Origin of the sequence: Vibrio fluminensis (assembly GCF_015278125.1) — a bacterium.
Taxonomy (GTDB): Bacteria; Pseudomonadota; Gammaproteobacteria; order Enterobacterales; family Vibrionaceae; genus Vibrio; species Vibrio fluminensis.
Map to the genome: position 1 here is coordinate 1 of NZ_JADILO010000046.1, position 22,958 is coordinate 22,958.

Consider the following 22,958-nt stretch of genomic DNA (forward strand, 5'->3'; position numbering starts at 1 on the left):
AGGAGTTGGGTCTGTACTCGTTGCGAAATGGGTATGAGTCACTAAAAGTATATTCGGAACCGCCGTATGCGACCCACGCTTGTACGGTGGTGTGAGAGGACGGAGGCCGTGAGGCCTCCTCCTACTCGATTATCCCAATGTAATAAGCTATGGCTTGTTAGGGCTTTCGGTTACCGAGAGTTTGGCGCGGATAAATTCGCTGTGATCAACGTAGAGCAGTTCTGCGGTTTTACGGATGACAGCGTCTTCTAACGGATCGATTTCACCGTCAGCATGAGCAATTTCCCACATCGCTTTTATTAACTCATAGCGGGTTTCTTGGCTTAGTTCGCGGAGTTGAGAGGTAAACTCGTACAGCGAAGCCGCTTCTTTGGCTTTGTTTTGCGCACGATTGAGCAATGTCTCAGTTTGCGCCGCATCGAGATTAAGTAGCCGACCAATTAACTGCTGCTTGGCAATCTCTTCTTGTTGATCCTGTTGATGATCCGCATCCGCGACTTCACACAGTAAGCAGGCAATCGCAAGGTTCGGATCCGCTTTGTGTTGTTCACCTAAGTCACTACCATCGAGTAACTGTTTAAACAATTTGGTTATTGAGTTGAGCATCGGCATTGCCACTATGTTGTTTATCTCTATTCCTATACATAGTGGCATTTGCTTTGGATCACAAGCTTTGTTCAATTGGCGGAAAGTGAACCGTCTCCCCTTCGCCGGTCAGAATTGAGATCTCGCTTGGTTTGCCATGGTCATCTAATTTGAGCTCACCAATAGCACTGCTATTGACCAAGCGACGCGAGCCGGGGATGTCGGGATCGCGCTTGAACACCTTTAAACGCTTACGTTTGGTCAGATAGTTGAGCGGTGAACGAGGCGAATATATTGCGCGGTCAATGCGATCACAAATACCTAATAGTGGCTCGGGAAATTGATTCTTAAAGCCACTGCAGGTGATTTGGTAAATATTCGGGCTCGACTTTCTAAATCTAAGTTTGATGTCGTAGGCGAAAGAGTAGTGCACATCGCCAGACAAAATCACGAAGTTACTCGGCGTTTTGGTGTGGGTGAAAATACTTAATAGAGTATTGGCACTCCCAGGGTGAGCCATCCAGTTTTCTGCATCGATTAACAGTGGTTGGCCAAGCAGGGTCATGCTCTTTTGTAACGCCTCAATGAACTTGACTCCAAACATTGGCGCGGCAGAAACCACGATCACTTTGTCTTGATTCAGTAACTCTTGTTGAAACTCAATCAGCGCTTCCCAATCCATTAAGCCAGACGGTTTATTCATGCGTGATTCAGAGCGCCAGCGTCTTGTGCGGGTATCTAGAACCACCACTTTAGGCGAACTATGAACGGTATAATGCCATTTTTCAAAGATATATAAGTATTGAATCAGGGTATCTTGGTGTTTTGCCTGCTCTTCAGTTGCGCGCGGCGCGGTAAGAAACTGCTCAGACAAACGCCATAATTCTTCAGGGAAGTTATCTGGCTCGTTGCCCCAACCTTGGCAGAGCCAATAGGCGATTAAGCCATTACCAATAATGCGTTTAGAAAACGGGTTCTCGTAGGCGGCTTTTTCCCAACCCACGGTAAGGTTCCAATCATCGGTGATATCGTGATCATCAAAAATCATGTAGGTTGGAATGTGCGCCATGAGACGAGCAGCAGAGGGTAAACCTGCGACAAAACATTCAATTTGCTGCTTTTCTTGCTGCCAATGTTTGATGTTCGCGACTGCAAATGGCTGCCCGCCATGGGTAAAGCCGTTTTCCTCAAGCCGGCGGATATTGATACACCTCCATAATGATGGCGACCATACCAATAGATACATGGCGAGAAACTCACTGAGCGTAATTAAGTGATTCTCACACTCACGAGAACTGAATATTGGTGTGTGCTTAGGTAGCAATAAACGATTTAACCAATGGCTTTGATCATTGTAGCTTGGTAACAGTTTGTCCCGCTGGTAATAACAAAACGGGTGTTGATACAGTGCTTGGCTATTGGCAAATGGGGCTTGCGCAAAGTACTCGTCAGCTAAACCAAGCAGCTCACAAACTTGGTGTATTGCGTCTAGCATTGGGCCGGCAACGTGGTCAGCATAGATTTGGTCGCCACTCATTAGTAGCATATCCGGTCTGTCTTGCAGAAGCTGTTTGCTAACTTTGTGGTCGGCTTGAACCAGTGCATCTTTAGCCGGGTGGTGTGGGTTGCGGCATGAGCCATGCAGTATGTATTCTGCTTTGTGAGAAATTCGAAATGTTGGGCGCACTTCGTCTTGGTAACAAAACTCAGGTTGCAATTGCGAGAGTGGGCCTTGTTGAGTGACAAACTCGTAGCTTAAAGCCACATTCGCGGGAAACTCACCTTTAAAATGCGCCAATATTACGTAAGCATGCTTACCTAATTTAAGTTGCTTACACTCATCCAAAGGGGCCTCATAGATACTCGCTTGATCGGTATCAGCGTAGAGCAGAAAAGAACCACACAGCGGTTCACTTGTGACTAACCAAAATACCAGTTCATTTTGTGTCGTTTTACGTAGAATTGGCCCGGCCAGCACCAACGGCAAAGTTTGTCTATCGCTCATTGTCTGTAGATTATGCCTTGAGTTGTTATTTTATAGTGTTTCAGCGACAAGTTGTGGGTGATTAACTTGTTCACTTTCTTCCAGAATTTCAATGACTTCGCAGCTACTCAGTTCATGTCCAAGTAAAAATAACGCTAAAATAGCATCAGCTTTACTTTTAGTATCTGAATTTTCAGCTAAAATCTGTTCAAACTTATCGCGGATCATTGTTATTTCATGCTCGACGAATCCACGAGCTTCTTCACCTTGAACATCTTCCGGAGCATTATCAAACTCCAAAAACAGCATATCGTCGACTTGTGTCGCGGTCACGAGTTGTTCAGGTAACCATTCATCTCCTGTGACGATATCTAGGTCATCAGGAAGGGAGGCGAGTAAATTCTTTAGCTCAGAAATTTTCACAATTTTTTGCATTAATAGGGCGTATGTTCTTATATTAACGTCGAATCTAGGCGAAACATAAGCACAAAGTCGCCGATCCTTACAAAATTGCTACTCAATTGACTATAAAAATGACAACTTTTACTTTGCGCTCACTTTTTGCGCTAATTTTCACGTCTTCATGCACTCTGTCGACCAGTGTAAAGGCTTCTCAATCTGAACAAGACTGGGGTATTGCGGCTATGTATCGTGTGGCGAGTGTGCCATTTGATACGCCAGTTGGTGATCAAACGGTTTCAACGTTTGTACCAATGATGTATTTCAACAATGAATATGTCTTTGTTGATGGCTTAGAAGGGGGCTTTCATCTTGCTAAATGGCACGAGAACAAGTTCGAGCTCAATGCGTTAACACGCATGCGATTTGTTGACCTACCAGCTTCAATTCAAAACGCCAACCAAGGTGATACCGCCGATTTTGGTTTTCAGTTACGTTATCAACTTAATGATACCTGGCATTTCGATTGGGAGCTAATGGGAGATGAAGACACCCGTTTGCACTCAAATCTACGTGCGACTGCGAACTATGAATTTGGCGATTGGCAGATACAACCCCATGCGACCGTACGTTATAAAGACGCGGACTTTAACAGCCGATATTACGCGTTTGACAAGTATACAGGAGAAACAACAGGCGCAGGCATTGATTACAATGTCGGTGTTGATGCTCGCTATCATGTGACGTCAAACTTGTATTTATTAGGCTCAACCAGTATCACCAGCTTGGACAATAACGCTTATAGCACTCAAGCTGTCAATGATCGTTTTGAAGGTGAAGTATTTGTCGGTTTTGGCTTTTTCCCTGATAAAAATAAACCGCGTAAAACCGAGCTGACAAACAAGCGTTATTTACGCATTGCTCATGGTTGGGCAACGCCATCTAACATTGGCGATATTTTTGCTCTCAGTCGTGAAAAAGACCCGTACAACAACCAGATGACTTCGGTGTTTTACGGTCACCCACTGACTGATGAATTGTTTGGTTTACCTGTCGACATCTTTTTCACCCCGGGTCTTGCGCATCATTGGGACTCTAAAGTGCAAAGTTCAAGTACCGAATACATTGCAGCAATCAAAGCTTACGTCAACTTTGACTGGCCGACGCGTTGGCGTTTTGGTTTTGCAGAAGGTATTTCGTATATCGACAATATTACCTACATTGAAGCGACCGAAATGGCAGAGAAAGGTTATACGCCGAGTCATCTGCTTAACTACTTGGATTTCTCTCTAGATATGAATGTGGGTGACTTAATCAACGATTCGGACTGGAAAAATGTCTGGGTGGGCTATTCGTTGCATCACCGTAGTGCGATATTTGAGAAAGCATCTCAGTTTGGTCGCATCAAAGGCGGCAGCAACTACAATACTGTCTATGTGCAGTTTAACTTTTAGTCGCGTGTAAATTTATCATCCTAAGCGCCTATCAGCAGCACATGTTGGTGGGCGTTTTTGTGATACAATCCACGCAGTTTTGATAAATAAAAGAATAGGACACGCTTTGACTTCGTCACAGCCGAAAAATGATTCGCCGCAAGCGCAACAAGCACAGGCCAATAGCCCTGCGGCTTTGCGTAAGGCGTTGCAACAATGTATGTTGCGTGACCGCTTCCGTTTAAGTAAGCGTATTGCCGGTGCGAGTAAAATAAAGAAAGATACTGCGCGTAGCGCGGTGTTCGATGAGATTGCACTCGATATTGCTAAATCAATGATGGAAGTTGAGCAGCGTAGCGCTCAGCATATCATTATTGAGTATCCAGAGATCCTGCCGGTAAGCCAGAAGCGAGATGATATTGCCAAAGCGATTGAAGAGAACCAAGTGGTGATCGTCGCGGGTGAAACTGGCTCGGGTAAAACCACACAGCTACCGAAAATTTGTGCCGAGCTTGGCCGCGGTAAGTTTGGTTTAATTGGTCACACTCAACCACGTCGCCTTGCGGCGCGTTCAGTTGCTAGTCGTATTGCGGAAGAGATGCAAACTCAGTTAGGCGAGTTTGTTGGTTACAAAGTTCGATTTAACGACCAAATCTCCGACAACACCCAAATCAAGTTGATGACTGACGGTATTCTACTGGCAGAGATTCAGCACGACCGCTATTTAAACCAATACGATACGATCATTATCGATGAAGCTCACGAGCGCAGCCTCAACATCGATTTTATTTTGGGCTATCTAAAAGAGTTGTTGCCACGTCGTCCTGATTTAAAGGTGATCATCACCTCGGCAACGATTGATCCAGAGCGTTTTTCAAATCACTTTAATAATGCGCCAATTATTGAAGTGTCTGGTCGCACCTACCCAGTAGAGACACGTTACCGCCCACTCAGTGGTGAAGGTGACGACGATCGCGATCAACTTGAAGGTATCTTTGAAGCGGTTGATGAGCTGTGTGATGAAGGTCTGGGCGATATCCTTATCTTCATGAACGGTGAACGAGAAATTCGTGACACGGCAGACGCGCTAGCGAAACGTAAGCTTAAGAGCACAGAGATTGTGCCGCTTTACGCACGTCTATCGGCAGGTGAGCAGAATAAGATTTTCCAACCACATGCTGGTCGTCGCATCGTTTTAGCAACCAACGTGGCAGAAACATCCCTGACTGTTCCGGGTATCAAATACGTTATTGACCCAGGTACGGCTCGTATCAGCCGTTACAGCTACCGCACCAAGGTACAGCGCTTACCAATTGAGCCTGTGTCTCAAGCGAGTGCCAATCAGCGTAAAGGTCGCTGTGGTCGTGTTGAAGAGGGTATCTGTATTCGTCTTTACTCTGAGGATGATTTTAACTCTCGTCCTGAGTTTACCGATCCTGAGATCCTACGCACCAACTTAGCGTCAGTTATCCTGCAGATGACTGCGCTCGGGCTAGGTGATATCGAAGCCTTCCCATTTGTTGAAGCGCCAGATAAACGCAACATCCTAGATGGTGTGCGCCTGCTAGAAGAACTCGGCGCTATTAATGCTGAAGCGAAAGACAGTAAAAAGCGTTTGACCGCAATCGGTCGTCAATTAGCGCGTCTTCCTATCGATCCTCGTTTAGCACGCATGGTGTTAGAAGCACCTAAACATGGTGCGTTGAAAGAACTGATGATTATCGCTTCTGCACTGTCAATTCAGGATCCGCGTGAACGCCCAAGTGAGAAAAAGCAATCTTCAGATGATAAACATCGACGTTTTTTCCATGAAGACTCGGATTTTCTGACCTTTGTTAATTTGTGGGATTACATTCAGAAGCAGCAAAAACAGCTATCTAGTAATCAATTCCGTAAACAGTGTAAAGAAGACTATTTAAACTATTTGCGCGTGCGTGAATGGCAAGATGTTTACTTCCAGATTCACCAGTCGATGCGTGAAATGGAGTTCAAACTCAATAGTGAGCCAGCAAACTATCAAAGTGTCCACAGTGCCATTTTGGTTGGCCTGCTGTCGCATATTGGTAGTAAAGATCAAGAGAAGAACGAGTATCAAGGTGCTCGCAACGCTCGCTTCCATATCTTCCCTGCATCGGGCTTGTTTAAGAAGCAGCCTAAATGGGTGATGTCAGCTGAGCTGGTGGAAACCTCAAAGCTTTGGGGACGTATCATCGCTAAGATTCAGCCGGAATGGATTGAACCTTTAGCTAAGCATCTGATAAAGCGCAGCTACAGTGAACCGCATTGGTCGAAGAAGCGAGCTGCGGTAATGGCTTACGAAAAAGTGATGCTATACGGAATCCCTATTGTTCCTAAACGCTTGGTGAACTACAGCAACATCGATGCGAACATTAGCCGTGAGATCTTTATTCGTAGTGCACTGGTTGAAGGGGAGTGGGAAACCAAACACGCATTCTTTAAGCAAAACCGTAAGTTACTTCAAGAAGTTGAGGAGCTAGAGCATAAGTCACGTCGTCGCGACATATTGGTTGATGATGATGAGCTGTTTGATTTCTACGACCAACGAGTTGGTACAGAGGTTGTTTCTGGTAAGCACTTCGATACTTGGTGGAAGAAAGCCTCGAAAGAAAATGCTGAATTGCTCAACTTTGAAAAAGAGATGCTGTTCAGAGGTGACGCTAGCCATATTACGGACTTAGACTACCCGAATTTCTGGTTCCAAAACGGTATTAAGCTTAAGTTAAGCTATCAGTTTGAGCCGGGTGATGACAGTGATGGTGTGACGGTGCATTTACCGCTGCCAATCCTCAACCAAGTGGAAACCGCCGGTTTTGATTGGCAGATCCCGGGACTTCGTCATGAGTTAGTGGTGAGCCTAATTAAGTCGCTGCCAAAAACCTTGCGTAAAAACTTTGTCCCTGCACCAAACTATGCCGATGCATTCTTAGCTCGTGTGACGCCAATGGAAATGCCATTGCTTGATGCGCTAGAGAAAGAGCTGCGTCGTATGACCGGTGTGGAACTTCTGCGTGAAGATTGGAAGCTTGATCAGGTGCCTGAGCACTTGAAAGTGACGTTCCGCGCGGTGGATCATCGCAACCGTAAGCTGAAAGAGCACAAAGATCTGCATGAGCTGAAAGAGAGCTTGAAAGATAAAGTGCAAGAAACGCTTTCTAAAGTGGCTGATGATGATATCGAACAACAAGGTTTGCATACTTGGAGCTTTGGCGAGTTGCCAAAAGTGTATCAACAAAAACGTGGCGGTTATGATGTTAAAGCTTACCCTGCGATTGTTGACGCCAAAGACAGCGTAGAGATCAAACTTTACGAGACCGAGCAAGAGCAGATTTCTGCGATGCGTGCCGGTCAGCGCCGTCTAGTGCTGCTAAACGTGCCTTCGCCAATCAAATACTTGCACAGTAACCTGCCGAACAAGTCTAAGTTGGGCCTTTACTTCAACCCTTACGGTAAAGTGATGGACTTGATTGATGACTGTATCGCCTGTGGTGTTGATAAGCTAATTGAAGAGCAGGGCGGTTTAGTTTGGGAAGCGGATAAGTTTGAATCGCTAAAAGAACATGTTCGAGCGGAATTGGGCGATACAGTAGTCGATATTGCTCAGCAAGTGGAAACGATTTTAACCACGGCATTCAATATCAATAAAAAGTTGAAAGGTCGAATTGATTTCACCATGGCGTTTGCTCTATCTGATATTAAAGCGCAAATCGAAGGTTTGATCTTTAAAGGCTTTGCTACTGAGTGTGGCTGGAAGCGTCTGCCTGACATTCTACGTTACATGCGCGCGATTGAGCGTCGTATGGAGAAGTTACCAATCGATCCGAATAAAGATCGTTTGCATATGCTGAAGATTGAATCGGTCGCTAGCGATTATAAAGAGTTGCTTAACAAGATTCCGAAAGGCATGGCAGTGCCGGATAACGTCAAAGAAATACGTTGGATGTTAGAAGAACTGCGTGTCAGCTTCTTTGCTCAGCAGTTAGGTACACCATATCCAGTCTCTGATAAGCGAGTGCAAAACGCGATTGATGCTTGCTAAATAAGCTAACTTATTAACCCCGCGAATGTTTTTGGCATCGCGGGGTCTTTTTTTACATGAAAATTGCACAGCGGTATGTAAATTGCATTAATTTAGCCCAAATGCAGAACTGTCAGAGTATTGGCAATAGGTTGCCGTACTCACAAAATTATAAGAGAAGGTTAATTATGAAAAAGACACTACTCGCTTTAGCATTGATTGGTGCATCTGCAACAGCTTCAGCTGATTCTTGGATTTACGGTGGTGCAAACGTAGGCCAATCAGATCTTGGTGGTGAAGAAGCAACGTCTTACGGTGTTCATGTTGGTACCGGTATTTTGCCACTTATTGGCCTTGAAGCAGGTTACCAAAACCATGGTGAATTTGATATTTCTGGCACCAGTGCTAAGTTAGAAGCGGATTCAGTTTACTTTGCGGTTAAGCCAAGTATTGACTTTGGTCCGCTGCATGTTTATGCAAAAGGTGGCTTACACAAGTGGGATATTTCTGGTCCTGCGAAATACAGCGATGATGATGTTGATGTAATGTACGGTGTAGGTGCGGAATACTTCCTTTTCGGTCCTGTTTCTGTAGGCGCAAGCTACAGCGTATTTAACATGGACAAAGAAGACGTTAAAACCTTGTCTCTAAACGCGACATTACACTTCCTATAAGAAGTGACGAATTCAATTTAAGCCCAGCACATATAGCTGGGCTTTTTTCTGCCCAAACACATCGTAGTGTGTTTATCTTTTCCCAACACGCTAAAACGTTGATTCGTTCTCTACTGGTAAGCAATGGCGTTCAAACAGCGCTTGAAACATCTCTATCGAGCAAGGTTTAAAAATCATCTCATTAATACCAGCAGCGCGAGCTTTAGTCGCCACTTCTTTCGAATTATCAGCCGTAAAACCAATAACAGGTAGATCCTGATACGCGACAATTTTGCGAACTTGTTCAGTCAACTGATAACCATTGATATGAGGCATATGAATATCGGTAATAATCATATCAACGGGTGTCGCATTTACGCTTGTGTCCCGAGTGGATAAGAAATCAACTAATTCATCAGCCGAGCTGAAAGTTTTGTAGTTAACTCCCAACGAGTTTAATTGCTTACTCAATAGCAGGCGGTTGATTGGGTCATCATCGACCGCGAGAATATTTAATTTCTCTAAGTTAACTTGCTTAACAGTGAGTTGGTTGTCTTTGTTGCTGATTGTTGGAACTTGCTGGATAAGTTGGTCTGGATAAAGATTCGTATACCCATCATCGAAAGCGGACTCGCGCCGCCATTTTTCATTTAACCAATGGTCATACCAATCTGGGTAGTCTGTTTGCGTATTCGTTGTACTTACGCAAGGGATTGAAATACTTACGCTTGTGCCAAGATTAATCTGACTAGAAACATGAATGTGGCCTCTCATTAATTCAACCAGACTTTTACTGATTGAAAGCCCCAAACCTGTGCCACCATAACAGCGGTTTATATTGCGCTCTCCCTGAATAAAAGGAGTGTAAAGAGAATCGAGCTGTTCTTGAGACATACCGCAACCTGAGTCAATAACTTGAATATCAAGCCGACTTGCCTCTAATTGGATGCGGACAGAAATTCGACCATCAGAGGTAAACTTCAAGGCATTGTTAAGTACATTGGTATAAATTTGATTGGTTCTGAGCCAATCTAAGTGAGTAACTTCGAATGGCGTCGGTTGCCAGTCAAGGATGAAACTGATGTTTTTTTCAAAGCATTCAGTTTCGAAACTTCGTAGTGTTCGGCTGAGTTCTTTAAGTATGTTTACTGGTTGTATGTTTAGCTGCAACTGCTCGGCTTCTATTTTAGAAAAGTCCAAGATGTCGTTCACATGTAAATCAAGTCGTTGTGCTGACTGTATTGATGAAGCCAGCAACTCTTTGCCTTCATTACTATCTATATGGTTGTCTAGTAGTTTCATTAAACCAATCATAGCCGATAAAGGTGTTCTCAATTCATGGCTAACGACGGCTAGAAATTGACTCCTCGCATCAATCGCTTTGGTTAATGCGGCTTCATTCTCCTTCAACGCGCTGACATCATCAAAGATCACCATAGAGAAAGTAACATCTTCAATTGGATGAGGAATATCGCGTTGTTTTATTCGATAAGTGCGATTAGCAAAGGTTCTAATCAGTTCTTTATTGGCATCGGCATGAGTGTAGATTTGACCTAACGAACAGACCAATTCAGTGAAAGATTCCTGGCCGACAGCGTCAGTGTTAACAACTTGAGTACTTAGCGTCTGAAACGTTTTATTTGATAGAACCAGTTCTTGTTGCTTGAAAATAGCGATTGGGTTAGGGATGTTATCAATCAGCGAAGAGAGCCAGAAAGTGAGGTTATCTATGCTCGTTGTTTTGACAATCGAGTCGAGTGCATTCTGTCGATATGTAATATCCATAATGACAACAAAGAAGCAATCAAGGCTTTTGTCATAGGTGGCGATGTCATGAATCCACAAGGTTTGACCTTGTTTATTCTGGATACGAAATTCGTAATCGAGCGTCGAGTTGTCTTGCAATGAGCTAGAAATTTTTTGCAAAAGTTGATTCACGTCATCAATAACTAAGCTTGCAAATCTATTGTTGAAAAGTGAACTCATTTCTTCTGGACTGTAACCGATCAATCTATAGAAGGCACTGTTGGCTTCTATAATGGTGGAGTATTGGTCATTTTTACAAAGAAGTAGTGCACAATTGTTTTTTTCCAAGAAAGTTTTTTGATATTTCTGTTTAACAAAATAGCGCTCTAGCAGACTCGGAGTCATTTAATTCCATCACTGAGAAGATTATCCATTAACTGATAATTTTATCACTATCTTGAAATGACGGGTTATTAGCAATTTACCGGTTTTTCTAATCCAGTAAGTAAATGATGCTATGGCTGGTGGTTTATTGAACGGTGGCGCGTATCAATATCAATGACTCACAATGACGTTTGAAACAGAGCCACTCAATGAGTGGCTCAAGATGCTTTGTGATTTTCTGGATGGGGGCTTACGCTTGTTGTTTTTCTAATTCCGCTTGTGCGGTTTCTTCTTCAATCAGTGCATCAACAATTACGGCACAAGCTGCGTCACCCGTGATGTTAAGGGCAGTACGGATCATGTCAAAGATACGGTCTAACGCGAATAGCAGTGGTAGGCCTTCGATTGGAATGCCCGCGGCAAGCAGTACTGCAACCACAAGGAATGATGGTCCCGGAACACCCGCTTGACCAACCGCACCTAAGGTTGAAGTAACGATGATAGCGATGTATGCACCCATACCGAGTTCAATGTTAAACAGCTGGGCGAAGAAGATTGCTACCAAACCATAGTAGATCGCGTTACCAGACATGTTGATTGTTGCGCCAAGTGGAAGAACAAATGATGCGGTTGAGTTGCGCACTTTTAGCTCGTGCTCAACAGTGTCCATAGTCACAGGTAGTGTCGCCATGGATGAGGCGGTAGACAGCGCGACTGCCTGAGGCTTTTTCATTGCACTGATAAACTGTTTGGCTGATGTCTTAGTAAACAGGTGGATCATTGCAGGGTAAACGACAAAGCCGAAGATCAGGATGGCTGCGACGTATACAACAAAGAGTTTAAATACCACCATTAGCGCGCCAAAACCAAAGGTACCGACCGCTTCTGCCATTAGACCGAAGACACCGATAGGCGCGATAACCATAACCTTGTTGATCATCCAAACCATGCTATCAACAATGGTGTTTACGCCATTGATAATCGGTGTACGGCGCTCTTTGTCTTGGCGAGAAAGTGCGATACCGAAAAATAGACAGAACACCAAGATTTGTAGAATATTCGCTTCGTTTAGGGATTGGAAAACGTTGGTTGGGATCATACCGGTAACGGTCGCCCAGAAAGTAGGAAGTTCCCCTTTAGCAGCGTATTCAGATGAGAACATACCTTCCACGCTCGACAGGTCAATGCCGATACCTGGTTGGAAAACCACGCCCATCACGATAGCCAGTGCTACCGCCAGTGCTGAAGTTAGACCAAAGTAACCTAGCGTTATTGCGCCAACTTTACCTGCAGCATGGCTATTGCCTAAGCCAGCGGCACCAGAAATAAGTGCGACTGCGACTAGTGGAATCACTAGCATTTTGATTAGATTAATAAAAATTGCGCCAAGTGGAGCAAACATTGCAGCATCTTGACCCATCATGGCACCAACGGCAGTACCGACGATCATTGCAATGACAACTTGAACACCTATGTTGCTTAGCAAACCTTTTTTCTCTAACACTTCCATAACCTCTGTGCTAATAAATGATAAATCCCCAATATTAACCACTGCACATATTGTGGTAGGTAGCTAATAATGTCGGCTAAGTTTGTACACTTATTGTTTACATTTGGCAACAAAGAAAATTATAAATCCATCATTGCTAGTGACAGTTTAATGACAAGTTTGTTGGTTAAATTGAGGGGTAACGTTTGCTCTGGTGGTGGTTTATCGGATATTTCGCAAATGGATGGATTTATATAAACGTGATCAATGTAACAATGTTGCAAGTGTTAAACTAAAACGGCTCGAGAGCGTTAACTCCCGAGCCGTAAACAAGCTTATCTGAATGTTACTTTTGTGTTGCTGCTTTCATCGCAGTAACAAAGTTACCTAGCGCTTCGAGCATAAGCTCTGGTTGAGGGTGGTTATTCTCAATGATTTTAACCACAGCCGATCCTGAAATTGCGCCTGCTGCGCCAGCTTCAAGCGCTTGTTTCACTTGCTCAGGTTCTGAAATACCAAAGCCAAGTAGGGCAGGTGGTGCATCAAACTTATTTAGGCGCTCTAGCATATCGCTTACTGGCATATTGGCTTTAGTTTCAGCGCCTGTTACCCCCGCACGCGACAGCAGGTAAGTGTAGCCGCTGCCTAACTCTGCTACAGATTGAAGCGTCTCGTCGCTGGCGGTTGGTGGCGCAATAAAGATTGGGTGAATACCAAACTTGTTAGCGGCAGCCACAAACTCAGCGCTTTCATTGGTCGGAACATCGGCAATCAGCACCGAATCAACACCAGCTTCTGCACAGCGTTGATAAAAGTCTTCGATACCGCGTGAAAACACCAAGTTGGCATACATCAACAGACCAATCGGTAACTCTGGAAACTCAGCACGGATTTTACTGATCAGTTCAAAGCAAATTGCCGGTGTTGCGCCTGCATCCAAAGCGCGAATGTTAGCGCCTTGAATGGTTGGACCATCTGCCAGCGGGTCGGAGAATGGCATACCTAACTCAAGCGCGTCAGCACCAGATTTTGCTAACGTGCGCATGATTTCTAGTGAGTGTTCAGGGCTAGGATCGCAGATGGTAACGAACGGGACAAATGCGCCTTGGTTTTTCTCTGCAAGGCGAGCAAACATTGATTGATAACGGTCCATTACATCACTCCTTTTTCTTCTAGGAGGGCGTGGACAGTAAAGATGTCTTTGTCACCACGACCCGATAGGTTTACCACCAGTAGTTGTTCTTGTTCTGGGTTTTCACGTGCCATGCGCAATGCATGAGCCAGTGCGTGAGAGGATTCTAGCGCTGGAATGATCCCTTCGCTACGCGCAAGTTCTTGGAAGGCTTCTAGCGCTTCATCATCGGTGACGTTGTCATACTCAGCTCGTCCAATCGCATTTAAGTGAGCGTGTTGTGGTCCTACTGATGGGAAATCTAGACCAGCTGACACTGAGTAAGACTCTTCAACTTGACCGTTGGCATCTTGCATCAGTGGTGCTTTCATGCCAAAGAAAATACCAGTTTTGCCATGTTTTAGCGGTGCACCATGTTGGTCTGTATCAATGCCTTTACCTGCAGGTTCGACGCCAATTAGACGCACACTTTCTTCTTCAATAAAGTCGGCAAACATACCAATGGCGTTAGAGCCACCACCCACACAGGCAATGACTGCATCAGGCAGGCGACCTTCACGGGCTAAAATCTGGTTTTTGGTCTCTTCACCAATCATGCGCTGGAAGTCACGCACAATCGTTGGGAATGGGTGAGGACCCGCAGCTGTACCTAGCAAGTAGTGAGCGGTTTCGTAGCTGCCAGACCAGTCGCGTAGCGCTTCGTTACAGGCATCTTTTAGTGTGGCTGAACCTGAATGCACCGGGATCACTTCTGCGCCCATTAGTTTCATGCGAAATACGTTCGGGCTTTGACGCTCAACGTCTTTCGCGCCCATGTAAATGCGGCATTTTAGTCCTAGTAGTGCACAGGCTAGGGCAGTCGCTACACCGTGTTGACCCGCACCTGTTTCAGCGATGATTTCATGTTTACCCATGCGTTTTGCCAGCAAAGCTTGACCAAGTACTTGGTTGGTCTTGTGTGCGCCGCCGTGCAGCAAATCTTCACGCTTTAGATACAGTTTGGTTTTGGTGCCTTTGGTCAGGTTACGAGTCAGCGTTAACGCTGTTGGGCGACCCGCATATTCTTGCAGCAGTGACATAAACTCGCTGCGAAACGCAGGATCTTCTTGTGCATCAATAAACGCTTGCTCTAGTTGCTCTAGCGCAGGCACTAGAATTTGCGGGACGTATTGACCGCCGTATTCGCCAAAATAGGCATTTAACTTCGCCATTGCTTGTCTTCCTTAATATTCTCTAATTGCAGCAAACGCTTGTTGCAACTTAACTAAATCTTTTTTACCTGGTGCGCTTTCCACACCGGAATTGAGGTCTAAACCGAGGCAGCCTAATGTGCCTGCTTGCTGGGCGTTATCTGCCGATAACCCGCCAGCCAGCATCACTTCTTTGGTGCAGCCGATTAACGACCAATCAAATACTTTGCCTGTCCCACCACTTTGTTTGCCGACTTGAGCATCAAGTAGATGGCGGTCGATATGGCGGCTAAGACGTTGCACTTGTTTATCACTCACGCCATAGGCTTTCCAAATCTGAATCTCTTGCGGCAGTTGAATGCGCAGAACATCCACATACTCCTGAGACTCGCTACCATGTAACTGCACCGCAGAAAGGTTCAATTGGGTAGCAATTTCAGCCACGATTTCAACAGGATGGTTTTGGAAAACGCCAACATAGTTAAGCGGCGCACCACTCATCACGAGACGGGCATTTTCTGGGCTCACATAACGTTTAGAGGCTTCAACAAAGATCAAACCACCATAGATGGCTCCCGATTGATACGCTTTAGCAGCATCGTCTGAATGGGTCAAACCACACACTTTGTTTTGTCCGAGGGTTACTTTGCGCACTGCTTGTTCGAGGTTATCTTCCGCCATCAGCGAACTGCCAATTAAGAAACCATCGGCAAACTCAGCCAGTTCGCGTACCTGCTGGTGGGTGTAAATCCCCGATTCAGAGATAATCGTGGCGTTGGGTGCCAATTCACGGATGGTTGGAGCTAACTCTTTGGTACGGTTTAAATCGGTGCTGAGATCGCGCAGGTTGCGGTTGTTAATACCGATGACTTTAGCGCCCAGTTTGACCGCTCGATGCAGCTCGTCTTCGTTGCTCACCTCAGTTAAAACACCCATCTTCAGAGAATGGGCAACGTCAGCAAGTTCTTGGTACTGAGCATCATCCAATACTGACAGCATCAACAGAATCGCATCCGCGCTATAGTGGCGCGCAAGATACACTTGGTAGCTGTCGACCATAAAATCTTTACATAAGATAGGTTGGCGAGCCTGTTTGCGCACTTGCGGCAGAAACTCAAAATTACCTTGGAAGTATTTTTCATCGGTCAGCACTGAGATTGCACTTGCGTGACGATCATAGGTTGAGGCGATGTAGTCCAAGCTAAAATCGTCCCGGATCAACCCCTTTGACGGTGAGGCTTTTTTACATTCAAGAATGAACGCGGTTTTATCCCCACTCAGTGCTTGGTAGAAGTCGCGCTCAGAGGGCTCAAGCTCGGTTTGAAACTCAGCGAGTGGTTGCGTTTGTTTGCGATCTGCGACCCATTGATATTTGTCGCGGACAATCTTTGCTAATACTTCTGCCATTTGCGCTTCTTGTTTCGAGACGTGTTGGGAGAGTTTTTCAGATGTCTGTGTCATACATGATCCTTAGCCGCGTGCCGCTAACTGTTCAACTAACTTAAATGCCTTGCCTGAATTCATCACGTCGATCGCTTGTTGAGTGTTGGCTTTAAGGTTTTCGTGACCAAATAGGCGCATCAATAGTGCCACGTTAACCGCGACTGCACCCAATTGAGCCTTGGTGCCACTGCCGGTCAAAATGTTGGTAATGATCGCTTTGTTTTCTTCTGGATCACCACCCTTAATCGCTTCTAATGGGAAGCGCTCCACACCAAAATCTTCCGGTGATAGAGTGTATTCATGAATTTGTCCGTCTTTGATTTCAGCCACAGTGGTTTCGCCGTGAATTGCCACTTCATCTAAACCGCTGCCATGTACCACTGCCGCGCGTTTCATGCCTATTTTCAGCATGGTTTCTGCAATTGGGCGAACCAGTTCTTCGCTGTAGACACCCATCAGCTCGATATTCGGGCGAGCCGGGTTAATTAATGGACCTAAGATATTGAAGATGGTGCGAGTTTTCATGGTTTGACGCACTGGCATCGCATGGCGTACTCCACCGTGATATTGCGGAGCAAATAAGAAAGCAACGCCAAGGTCATCAACGGCTTCACGCGTGTCATCTGCACTCATCGCGAGGTTGATGCCGAATGAATCAAGCAGATCCGATGAACCGGATTTGCTCGACACGCTACGGTTACCGTGCTTAGCGACTTTAAGCCCACAACCTGCCGCAACAAAAGCGGCGGTCGTCGAGATATTGATAGTGTCGTGTCCGTCACCACCAGTGCCAACGATATCGGCAAAATCATAGTCTGGGCGTGGGAACGGGTTGGCGTTTTCGAGTAATGCTTTGGCTGCGCCAGCGATTTCAGCAGGTGTTTCACCTTTGATCTTCAGTGCCGTTAGGGCAGAAGCCATCAAAATCGGGTCTAATTCACCACGGATAATCAGGTCAAAAAGCTGCTGGCTTTCTTGCTCAGTCAGTGATTCTTGCTCATATAGTTTATTAATAATCTGTTCCATGATCTTTTCCTTATCCGTTGGTTCGCTCTAATGCCCATTCAATCGCATTGGCGAGAAGTGTCGCTCCATAGGTGGTCATAATTGACTCAGGATGAAATTGGAAACCACACACTTTGTCTTGTTCTTGCACCACTGACATCACTAAACCGTCAACTTCGGCGGTCACCGTTAGGCTATCTGACACCTTGGTCGCTACCAGAGAGTGGTAACGCGCGATTGCAAGTGGTGAGGGCAAGCCTTGGTAGATGGCGTGATTCTGATGTTCCATCATCGAGACCTTACCATGCACAATTTCGCCAGCGCCTGCAACCTTGCCGCCGTACGCTTCAACGATGGCTTGGTGACCTAGGCAGATACCTATGATAGGCACTTTGCCTTTTAAGCGTTGAATCAGCGCGGGCATGCAGCCTGCCTCTGCGGGCGCACCAGGACCCGGAGAGAGCAACACCACTGGGTTTGGCAGTTCGAGTACCGCTTGTTCGATACTCTCTGCCGCAATGTGGTTGCGGTAAATCGTGACTTCATGCCCCAGTGAACGAAATTGGTCGACTAGGTTGTAAGTAAACGAGTCAAAGTTGTCGATAAATACAATATTTGCCATGTTTAACACCTATACCTTGTCTGTTACTTGGTTATGGGCTTTGTGTGCCGCTTGGATAGCTGAGATCACCGCTTGGGCTTTACCGCGGGTTTCATCCGCTTCCGCTTGCGGGTCTGAATCGAAGACCACGCCTGCACCAGCTTGCACTTGGGCGATACCATCTTCGACATACGCAGAGCGAATCACGATACAAGTATCCAGTGTCCCTTCGCCAGTTAGGTAACCGACCGCACCGCCGTAGCTGCCGCGTCGCGCTTGTTCGACGTCGCGAATGAGCTGCATAGCACGGATCTTTGGCGCACCGGTCAGTGTGCCCATGTTCATGCAAGCTTGATAGGCGTGCAGCGCATCAAGGTCATCACGTAGTTGACCGACCACACGAGAAACTAAGTGCATCACATGGCTGTAACGGTCAACTTTTAACAGGTCTGCGACATGGCGAGTGCCAGCCGCAGAAATACGCGCAACGTCGTTGCGAGCTAAATCAACCAGCATCATGTGCTCGGCGTTTTCTTTGGTATCGGCGCGCAGTTCAAGCTCAATGCGGCTATCGAGATCAAAATCGATTTCACCGTTAGGACGTTTGCCTCGGCGGCGCGTGCCGGCAATTGGGTAAATTTCTACTTGGTTGGTGTGCGTTTCGTATTTCAATGCGCTTTCTGGCGACGCGCCAAACAAAGTAAATAGTTCATCTTGCATGTAGAACATGTAAGGGCTTGGATTGCTCTGCTTTAACTCTTTATAGGCTGCCAATGGAGATGGGCAAGGCAGAGTGAAGCGGCGTGAAGGCACGACTTGGAACACATCACCTTTAATCACAAACTGTTTAAGGTCGCGTACGGTTTGGCAAAAGTCCTGATCCGAAACGCTCGGCACAGGCTCAACGCTAGGCAACTGTTCTGCCTGTGGCAGTGATTTAAGCTCACCGCATGCTTTGGCAATCTCTACTAAGCGCTTTTCAATCGTAGCGGCGCTGCTGCTGGCGTTAAAACGCGTCGCTTGAAGTTGGCAACTTTGCGTTTGGTGATCAACCACCAATAGCGTTTCAGCAACATAAAATACATAGTCAGGGCACTTGTTGGTCGCCTTAGCTGTGCCTAGAGGCTCAAAGTTTGCGACTAGGTCATAGGCAAACAGCCCGCCAATAAAGATCGCGTGCTTATCTTGGTGTCTAAGATCAAAGCTGTGTTGAATGAGACGCAGCGCATCAAAAGAAGAGGCTTCACGTAGTCGAGAGTCTTCATCTAAAGTGTCGCAAGGCTCGCTAAACTCGATGGTCAGTGTGTTACTAGTTAGCTTAAACTCAATGTTGTCATTGATATTGTGGCTGATGTGTTCAATCAGAGCCTGACCGTTATCAGTCAGAGCGGTCATGGTAACGGTGTGCTCAAGGCAAACGATGCGCACAGCGGAGTCAACGATAAGTAGGCTTTTTAAATCCTGTTTAGAGTCAATTTCAGCTGATTCGAGTAACAAACTATCGGTTTTGTTTTCGCACAGTGTATGAAACAGGCTAGTGGGGTCGGCTGAATAAGGCACTTCAGTCTGCAACACATCCACTTTTGCTAGCTTGTTGATTGTCATGGTCTTGTTCACAAGACCTCCTTCATTAACTATTTATATTCCTTTCTGTTACACAGTCTCGCATAAAGCTAACAATCCCCCAAACATCCTAGGTGTTTATTCGTTCATTCCTTAGGCAGTTGGATGTGAGATGCGCAACAAAACAAAAAGCCCGCTAACTTAGCGGGCTTTGCGATTCAGTATTTATCGATTTAGCGATAAATTAAAAGTACACGTTAGCCCACCAAGAACTTGTCCAAGTGCGCCACCAAGCTAGCTCTGACATTTCGCGCTCAGGCGAAGTCAGTGCGACTTTTGTTTTCTGCTTTTGGTTAAATTCTTGTAACATAGCGTGTCTTACGAAGTAGTTTGTAATTGCGTACTAGTTAACTAGTATTTTTGTTCACTGTCAACCCTAAAGAAAAAATTATGCGAATTGATTTACACAGCCATACGACCGCCTCAGATGGTAGGTTTAGTCCACAAGAGCTGGTTGACCGTGCAGTAAGCTTTAATTTGGATGTGCTAGCGATTACCGATCACGATACGGTGGATGCGCTCGCGACAGCCAAACAGTATGTTGCCGAGCAAGAACTCGAGCTAAAAATCATCAACGGTATTGAGATATCGACGGTTTGGGAAAACAAAGATATCCACATTGTTGGTTTAAATATTGATCCGGAAAATCCGCAGCTACGCAAGCTGATAGAAGAACAGCAGCAGCGCCGTATGGTTCGCGCAGAGTTGATTGCGACTCGTCTGGCTAAAGCAACCCGTGAAGGGGTATTGGAAGAAGTGAGTCAAATCGCGGGTGACGCGCCAATTACTCGCGCTCATTTTGCTGCGTGGCTGGTTGAGAATGGTTATGCTAAGACCATGCAAATGGTGTTTAAAAAATACCTGACTCGCAATAACCCAGGGTATGTACCGCCTAACTGGTGCTCGATGGCGGATGCAGTCAGTGCCATTCACGCAGCTGGTGGACAGGCAGTTTTAGCCCACCCAGGACGATATGACTTGACCGCAAAGTGGATTAAGCGCTTAATCTCTGCGTTTGTTGAAGCGGACGGTGACGCAATGGAAGTGGCGCAACCGCAACAAGGACAACAAGAAAGACGCAACTTGGCCGATTATGCTATACAATACAAACTATTAGCCTCCCAAGGCAGCGACTTCCATTACCCATCCCCGTGGATGGAGTTAGGACGAAACCTCTGGTTGCCATCCGGCGTAGAACCAGTGTGGAAAGATTGGGGTATCGAGCCTTCACCTTCCGATACTCCTGAGAGCTAAGCTCGCTACTCAAGTGCCTCGATTAGACTTGGGTAAACACTATGAGGAATTACCATGAGCCAGTTTTTTTACGTGCATCCCGAAAACCCACAGGCTCGCTTGATTAACCAAGCGGTAGCAATCATTCGTAACGGGGGTGTGGTTGTTTATCCAACTGACTCTGGTTACGCACTGGGTTGCCAGTTGGAAAATAAGCAAGCGCTAGAGCGCATTTGTCAGATCCGTCGTTTGGATGAAAAACATAACTTTACCCTGTTGTGCCGCGACTTGTCTGAGCTATCAAATTACGCGCGTGTCGATAACACCGCGTTTCGTTTGCTAAAGAACAACACGCCAGGGCCTTACACGTTTATTTTTAAAGGTACTAAAGAAGTACCGCGTCGTTTGATGAACGCCAAGCGTAAAACCATCGGTATTCGTGTCCCTGATAATCGTATCGCGCTAGATTTGCTAGAAGCACTGGGTGAGCCAATGATGTCCACATCGTTGATTCTGCCTGGCAATGATTTTACTGAATCTGATCCAGAAGATATTCGCGATAAGTTGGAACATGCGGTTGATGTCATCTTAAATGGTGGTTACTTAGGTGAGCAGCCAACCACGGTTATTGATTTTAGTGAAGATGAAGCGCAGGTTGTACGCGTAGGTTCAGGTGATCCAGCACCGTTTGAGTCGTAAAAATCTCACCACTAGCTGGTTAAAATTTGGTGATTTTGGTCACGGTGTTTGGTATATTACGCGACCGCGAAATTAGGTCGCGTATTTCATTCGACGTCTGAGAAGACGACACATAGGTAGATAGATGAACGAAAAACTTCAGAAAATATTGGCACGTGCTGGCCACGGCTCTCGACGCGAACTTGAAGCGTTGATTAAAGCTGGCCGAGTAAGTGTGAACGGTATGGTGGCTAAGCTAGGCGAACGTCTAGAAGATGACAGCGCTATCGTTCGTATTGATGGACATGTTGTTTCGGTAAAAGCTTCGGAAGAAGTAGTGTGTCGCGTACTGGCTTATTACAAGCCAGAGGGTGAACTGTGTACTCGTCATGACCCAGAAGGTCGTCGTACGGTATTTGATCGTCTGCCAAAAATCCGCGGCTCTCGTTGGATTTCTGTTGGTCGTCTAGATGCGAACACATCTGGCTTACTGCTGTTTACGACAGATGGTGAGCTTGCTAACCGTCTGATGCACCCTAGCCGCCAAGTAGAACGTGAATACCTTGTTCGTGTTTTTGGTGAAGTCAATGAGCAGAAAGTTAAGAATCTTGTTCGCGGTGTTCAGCTAGAAGATGGTATGGCGCGTTTTGAAGACGTTGTTTACGCTGGCGGTGAAGGTATGAACCATACTTTCTACGTTGCAATTAACGAAGGTCGTAACCGTGAAGTTCGTCGTTTGTGGGAATCACAAGAGACAACGGTTAGCCGTCTAAAACGTGTTCGTTACGGTGATATCTATCTTGATAAAAAACTACCTCGCGGTGGTTGGATGGAACTGACACTGAAAGACGTAAACTACCTACGTGAGTTGGTTGAACTGCGTCCTGAACGTGAAACAATGCTTGATGAAAGCAAAGATGCGACGTCTCGTAAACGCGAACGCTCTCGTAGCCAAAAAATTCGCCGTGCAGTTAAGCGTCATGAAGAGCGTGTAAGTGCACCTAAAGGTCGCAGTAATAACGCTTCACGTCGTAAACCAAAAGCGACAGATGCAACAAACCCACGCAGCAAGCCTAAGAGCGGTGCGGGTACGCCAGGTTCTCGTAACAAACCAAAGAACGGCGCTGGAGCTTCAGGCTCACGCAACAAGCCTCAAAAAGGCCAACGTTAAGCATCTGATTATGCAGACAAGCAAAAAGCAGCCATAGGCTGCTCAGATTGATGACGAACCCCGCTTTTTCAAGCGGGGTTCTTTTTTGGAAGCGACCGTAGGTCGCGATCGCGATATTTTTTGTTATACCGTGCGCAGAAGCTTCCATTCATTACATAGGCATACAGAAGCAA

Annotated in this window: 18 protein-coding genes, 1 pseudogene and 1 other annotated feature; of the genes and pseudogenes, 7 read left to right on the forward strand and 12 right to left on the reverse strand. The window is 46.0% G+C overall.

What is annotated here, in order from left to right; genetic code table 11:
• Positions 1–95, forward strand: a pseudogene (locus IRQ95_RS22415) (group II intron maturase-specific domain-containing protein); the annotation flags it as partial.
• Positions 96–147: 52 nt separating this feature from the next.
• On the opposite strand, the gene IRQ95_RS20680 reads toward IRQ95_RS22415, so the two are convergent.
• The 3 genes from IRQ95_RS20680 to IRQ95_RS20690 are packed head-to-tail and all read right to left on the reverse strand — an operon-like array spanning position 148 to position 2,992.
• Positions 148–606 (reverse strand): tellurite resistance TerB family protein, encoded by a 459-nt coding sequence (locus IRQ95_RS20680; protein ID WP_194439484.1) that lies wholly within the window; start codon positions 604–606, stop codon positions 148–150.
• Between the two features lie 58 nt (positions 607–664).
• Positions 665–2,590, reverse strand: a complete 1,926-nt coding sequence (locus tag IRQ95_RS20685; RefSeq protein ID WP_194439486.1) for an alkaline phosphatase D family protein — start codon at positions 2,588–2,590, stop codon at positions 665–667.
• A gap of 30 nt (positions 2,591–2,620) precedes the next feature.
• Positions 2,621–2,992 carry a VC1380 family protein gene (locus IRQ95_RS20690; protein WP_348541636.1) on the reverse strand — a complete coding sequence of 124 codons (372 nt, stop codon included), beginning with the start codon at positions 2,990–2,992 and terminating at the stop codon, positions 2,621–2,623.
• Between the two features lie 110 nt (positions 2,993–3,102).
• On the opposite strand from IRQ95_RS20690, the gene IRQ95_RS20695 reads away from it, so the two are divergent.
• The 3 genes from IRQ95_RS20695 (at position 3,103) to IRQ95_RS20705 (ending at position 9,111) form a co-directional block, all read left to right on the forward strand.
• Positions 3,103–4,422 (forward strand): MipA/OmpV family protein, encoded by a 1,320-nt coding sequence (locus tag IRQ95_RS20695; protein WP_194439490.1) that lies wholly within the window; start codon positions 3,103–3,105, stop codon positions 4,420–4,422.
• A gap of 106 nt (positions 4,423–4,528) precedes the next feature.
• Positions 4,529–8,458 carry an ATP-dependent RNA helicase HrpA gene (hrpA, locus tag IRQ95_RS20700; protein WP_194439492.1) on the forward strand — a complete coding sequence of 1,310 codons (3,930 nt, stop codon included), beginning with the start codon at positions 4,529–4,531 and terminating at the stop codon, positions 8,456–8,458.
• A gap of 167 nt (positions 8,459–8,625) precedes the next feature.
• On the forward strand, positions 8,626–9,111 hold the full coding sequence (locus IRQ95_RS20705; protein WP_194439494.1) for a porin family protein: 486 nt from the start codon (positions 8,626–8,628) through the stop codon (positions 9,109–9,111).
• Positions 9,112–9,201: 90 nt separating this feature from the next.
• Here the strand turns inward: IRQ95_RS20705 and IRQ95_RS20710 are convergent, their stop codons facing one another.
• The 9 genes from IRQ95_RS20710 to trpL2 form a co-directional block, all read right to left on the reverse strand.
• Entirely contained in the window at positions 9,202–11,241 is a 2,040-nt protein-coding gene (locus IRQ95_RS20710; protein WP_194439496.1) for a hybrid sensor histidine kinase/response regulator, read from the reverse strand.
• A gap of 229 nt (positions 11,242–11,470) precedes the next feature.
• Complete coding sequence (locus IRQ95_RS20715; protein WP_194439498.1) at positions 11,471–12,730, reverse strand: dicarboxylate/amino acid:cation symporter; 1,260 nt, start codon at positions 12,728–12,730, stop codon at positions 11,471–11,473.
• Between the two features lie 325 nt (positions 12,731–13,055).
• Entirely contained in the window at positions 13,056–13,862 is an 807-nt protein-coding gene (gene trpA / locus IRQ95_RS20720; RefSeq protein ID WP_194439501.1) for a tryptophan synthase subunit alpha, read from the reverse strand.
• A complete protein-coding gene (gene trpB / locus IRQ95_RS20725) occupies positions 13,862–15,052 on the reverse strand; it encodes a tryptophan synthase subunit beta (RefSeq protein WP_194439503.1) in 1,191 nt (396 codons plus the stop codon). The genes trpA and trpB overlap by 1 nt, the downstream gene beginning before the upstream one ends.
• Positions 15,053–15,064: 12 nt before the next feature.
• The gene (gene trpCF, locus IRQ95_RS20730; RefSeq protein WP_194439512.1) at positions 15,065–16,492 is read right to left on the reverse strand and encodes a bifunctional indole-3-glycerol-phosphate synthase TrpC/phosphoribosylanthranilate isomerase TrpF; all 1,428 of its coding nucleotides are present in this window, start codon (positions 16,490–16,492) and stop codon (positions 15,065–15,067) included.
• A 9-nt stretch (positions 16,493–16,501) separates the two neighbouring features.
• The gene (gene trpD, locus IRQ95_RS20735; RefSeq protein ID WP_194439515.1) at positions 16,502–17,500 is read right to left on the reverse strand and encodes an anthranilate phosphoribosyltransferase; all 999 of its coding nucleotides are present in this window, start codon (positions 17,498–17,500) and stop codon (positions 16,502–16,504) included.
• Positions 17,501–17,510: 10 nt separating this feature from the next.
• Entirely contained in the window at positions 17,511–18,101 is a 591-nt protein-coding gene (locus IRQ95_RS20740; RefSeq protein ID WP_194439517.1) for an aminodeoxychorismate/anthranilate synthase component II, read from the reverse strand.
• A gap of 9 nt (positions 18,102–18,110) precedes the next feature.
• Positions 18,111–19,697 (reverse strand): anthranilate synthase component 1, encoded by a 1,587-nt coding sequence (locus IRQ95_RS20745; protein WP_194439520.1) that lies wholly within the window; start codon positions 19,695–19,697, stop codon positions 18,111–18,113.
• A gap of 129 nt (positions 19,698–19,826) precedes the next feature.
• Positions 19,827–19,941 (reverse strand) — a sequence feature (Trp leader region).
• Entirely contained in the window at positions 19,888–20,013 is a 126-nt protein-coding gene (gene trpL2, locus IRQ95_RS20750) for a tryptophan operon leader peptide (RefSeq protein ID WP_075651236.1), read from the reverse strand. (Overlaps the previous feature by 54 nt.)
• Positions 20,014–20,093: 80 nt before the next feature.
• Here trpL2 and rnm point away from each other — a divergent pair, with 80 nt between their 5' ends.
• From rnm to rluB, 3 genes are all read left to right on the forward strand, one after another.
• Entirely contained in the window at positions 20,094–20,957 is an 864-nt protein-coding gene (rnm, locus tag IRQ95_RS20755; RefSeq protein ID WP_194439522.1) for an RNase RNM, read from the forward strand.
• Positions 20,958–21,011: 54 nt separating this feature from the next.
• On the forward strand, positions 21,012–21,635 hold the full coding sequence (locus tag IRQ95_RS20760; protein WP_194439525.1) for an L-threonylcarbamoyladenylate synthase: 624 nt from the start codon (positions 21,012–21,014) through the stop codon (positions 21,633–21,635).
• Positions 21,636–21,759: 124 nt separating this feature from the next.
• Positions 21,760–22,785: a 23S rRNA pseudouridine(2605) synthase RluB gene (gene rluB, locus IRQ95_RS20765; RefSeq protein WP_194439527.1), complete on the forward strand. Its 1,026-nt coding sequence runs from the start codon at positions 21,760–21,762 to the stop codon at positions 22,783–22,785.
• The last annotated feature ends 173 nt before the right edge of the window (positions 22,786–22,958 follow it).

Bases quoted from the DNA above. Each gene is read 5' to 3' on its own strand.
- IRQ95_RS20680 (WP_194439484.1), bottom strand. From the start codon at position 606: ATGCTCAACTCAATAACCAAATTGTTTAAACAGTTACTCGATGGTAGT.
- IRQ95_RS20705 (WP_194439494.1), top strand. From the start codon at position 8,626: ATGAAAAAGACACTACTCGCTTTAGCATTGATTGGTGCATCTGCAACA.
- trpL2 (WP_075651236.1), bottom strand. From the start codon at position 20,013: ATGTTACAAGAATTTAACCAAAAGCAGAAAACAAAAGTCGCACTGACT.
- trpB (WP_194439503.1), bottom strand. From the start codon at position 15,052: ATGGCGAAGTTAAATGCCTATTTTGGCGAATACGGCGGTCAATACGTC.
- rluB (WP_194439527.1), top strand. From the start codon at position 21,760: ATGAACGAAAAACTTCAGAAAATATTGGCACGTGCTGGCCACGGCTCT.
- IRQ95_RS20760 (WP_194439525.1), top strand. From the start codon at position 21,012: ATGAGCCAGTTTTTTTACGTGCATCCCGAAAACCCACAGGCTCGCTTG.
- IRQ95_RS20715 (WP_194439498.1), bottom strand. From the start codon at position 12,730: ATGGAAGTGTTAGAGAAAAAAGGTTTGCTAAGCAACATAGGTGTTCAA.
- rnm (WP_194439522.1), top strand. From the start codon at position 20,094: ATGCGAATTGATTTACACAGCCATACGACCGCCTCAGATGGTAGGTTT.
- trpCF (WP_194439512.1), bottom strand. From the start codon at position 16,492: ATGACACAGACATCTGAAAAACTCTCCCAACACGTCTCGAAACAAGAA.
- IRQ95_RS20710 (WP_194439496.1), bottom strand. From the start codon at position 11,241: ATGACTCCGAGTCTGCTAGAGCGCTATTTTGTTAAACAGAAATATCAA.
- IRQ95_RS20695 (WP_194439490.1), top strand. From the start codon at position 3,103: ATGACAACTTTTACTTTGCGCTCACTTTTTGCGCTAATTTTCACGTCT.
- IRQ95_RS20740 (WP_194439517.1), bottom strand. From the start codon at position 18,101: ATGGCAAATATTGTATTTATCGACAACTTTGACTCGTTTACTTACAAC.
- trpA (WP_194439501.1), bottom strand. From the start codon at position 13,862: ATGGACCGTTATCAATCAATGTTTGCTCGCCTTGCAGAGAAAAACCAA.
- trpD (WP_194439515.1), bottom strand. From the start codon at position 17,500: ATGGAACAGATTATTAATAAACTATATGAGCAAGAATCACTGACTGAG.
- IRQ95_RS20685 (WP_194439486.1), bottom strand. From the start codon at position 2,590: ATGAGCGATAGACAAACTTTGCCGTTGGTGCTGGCCGGGCCAATTCTA.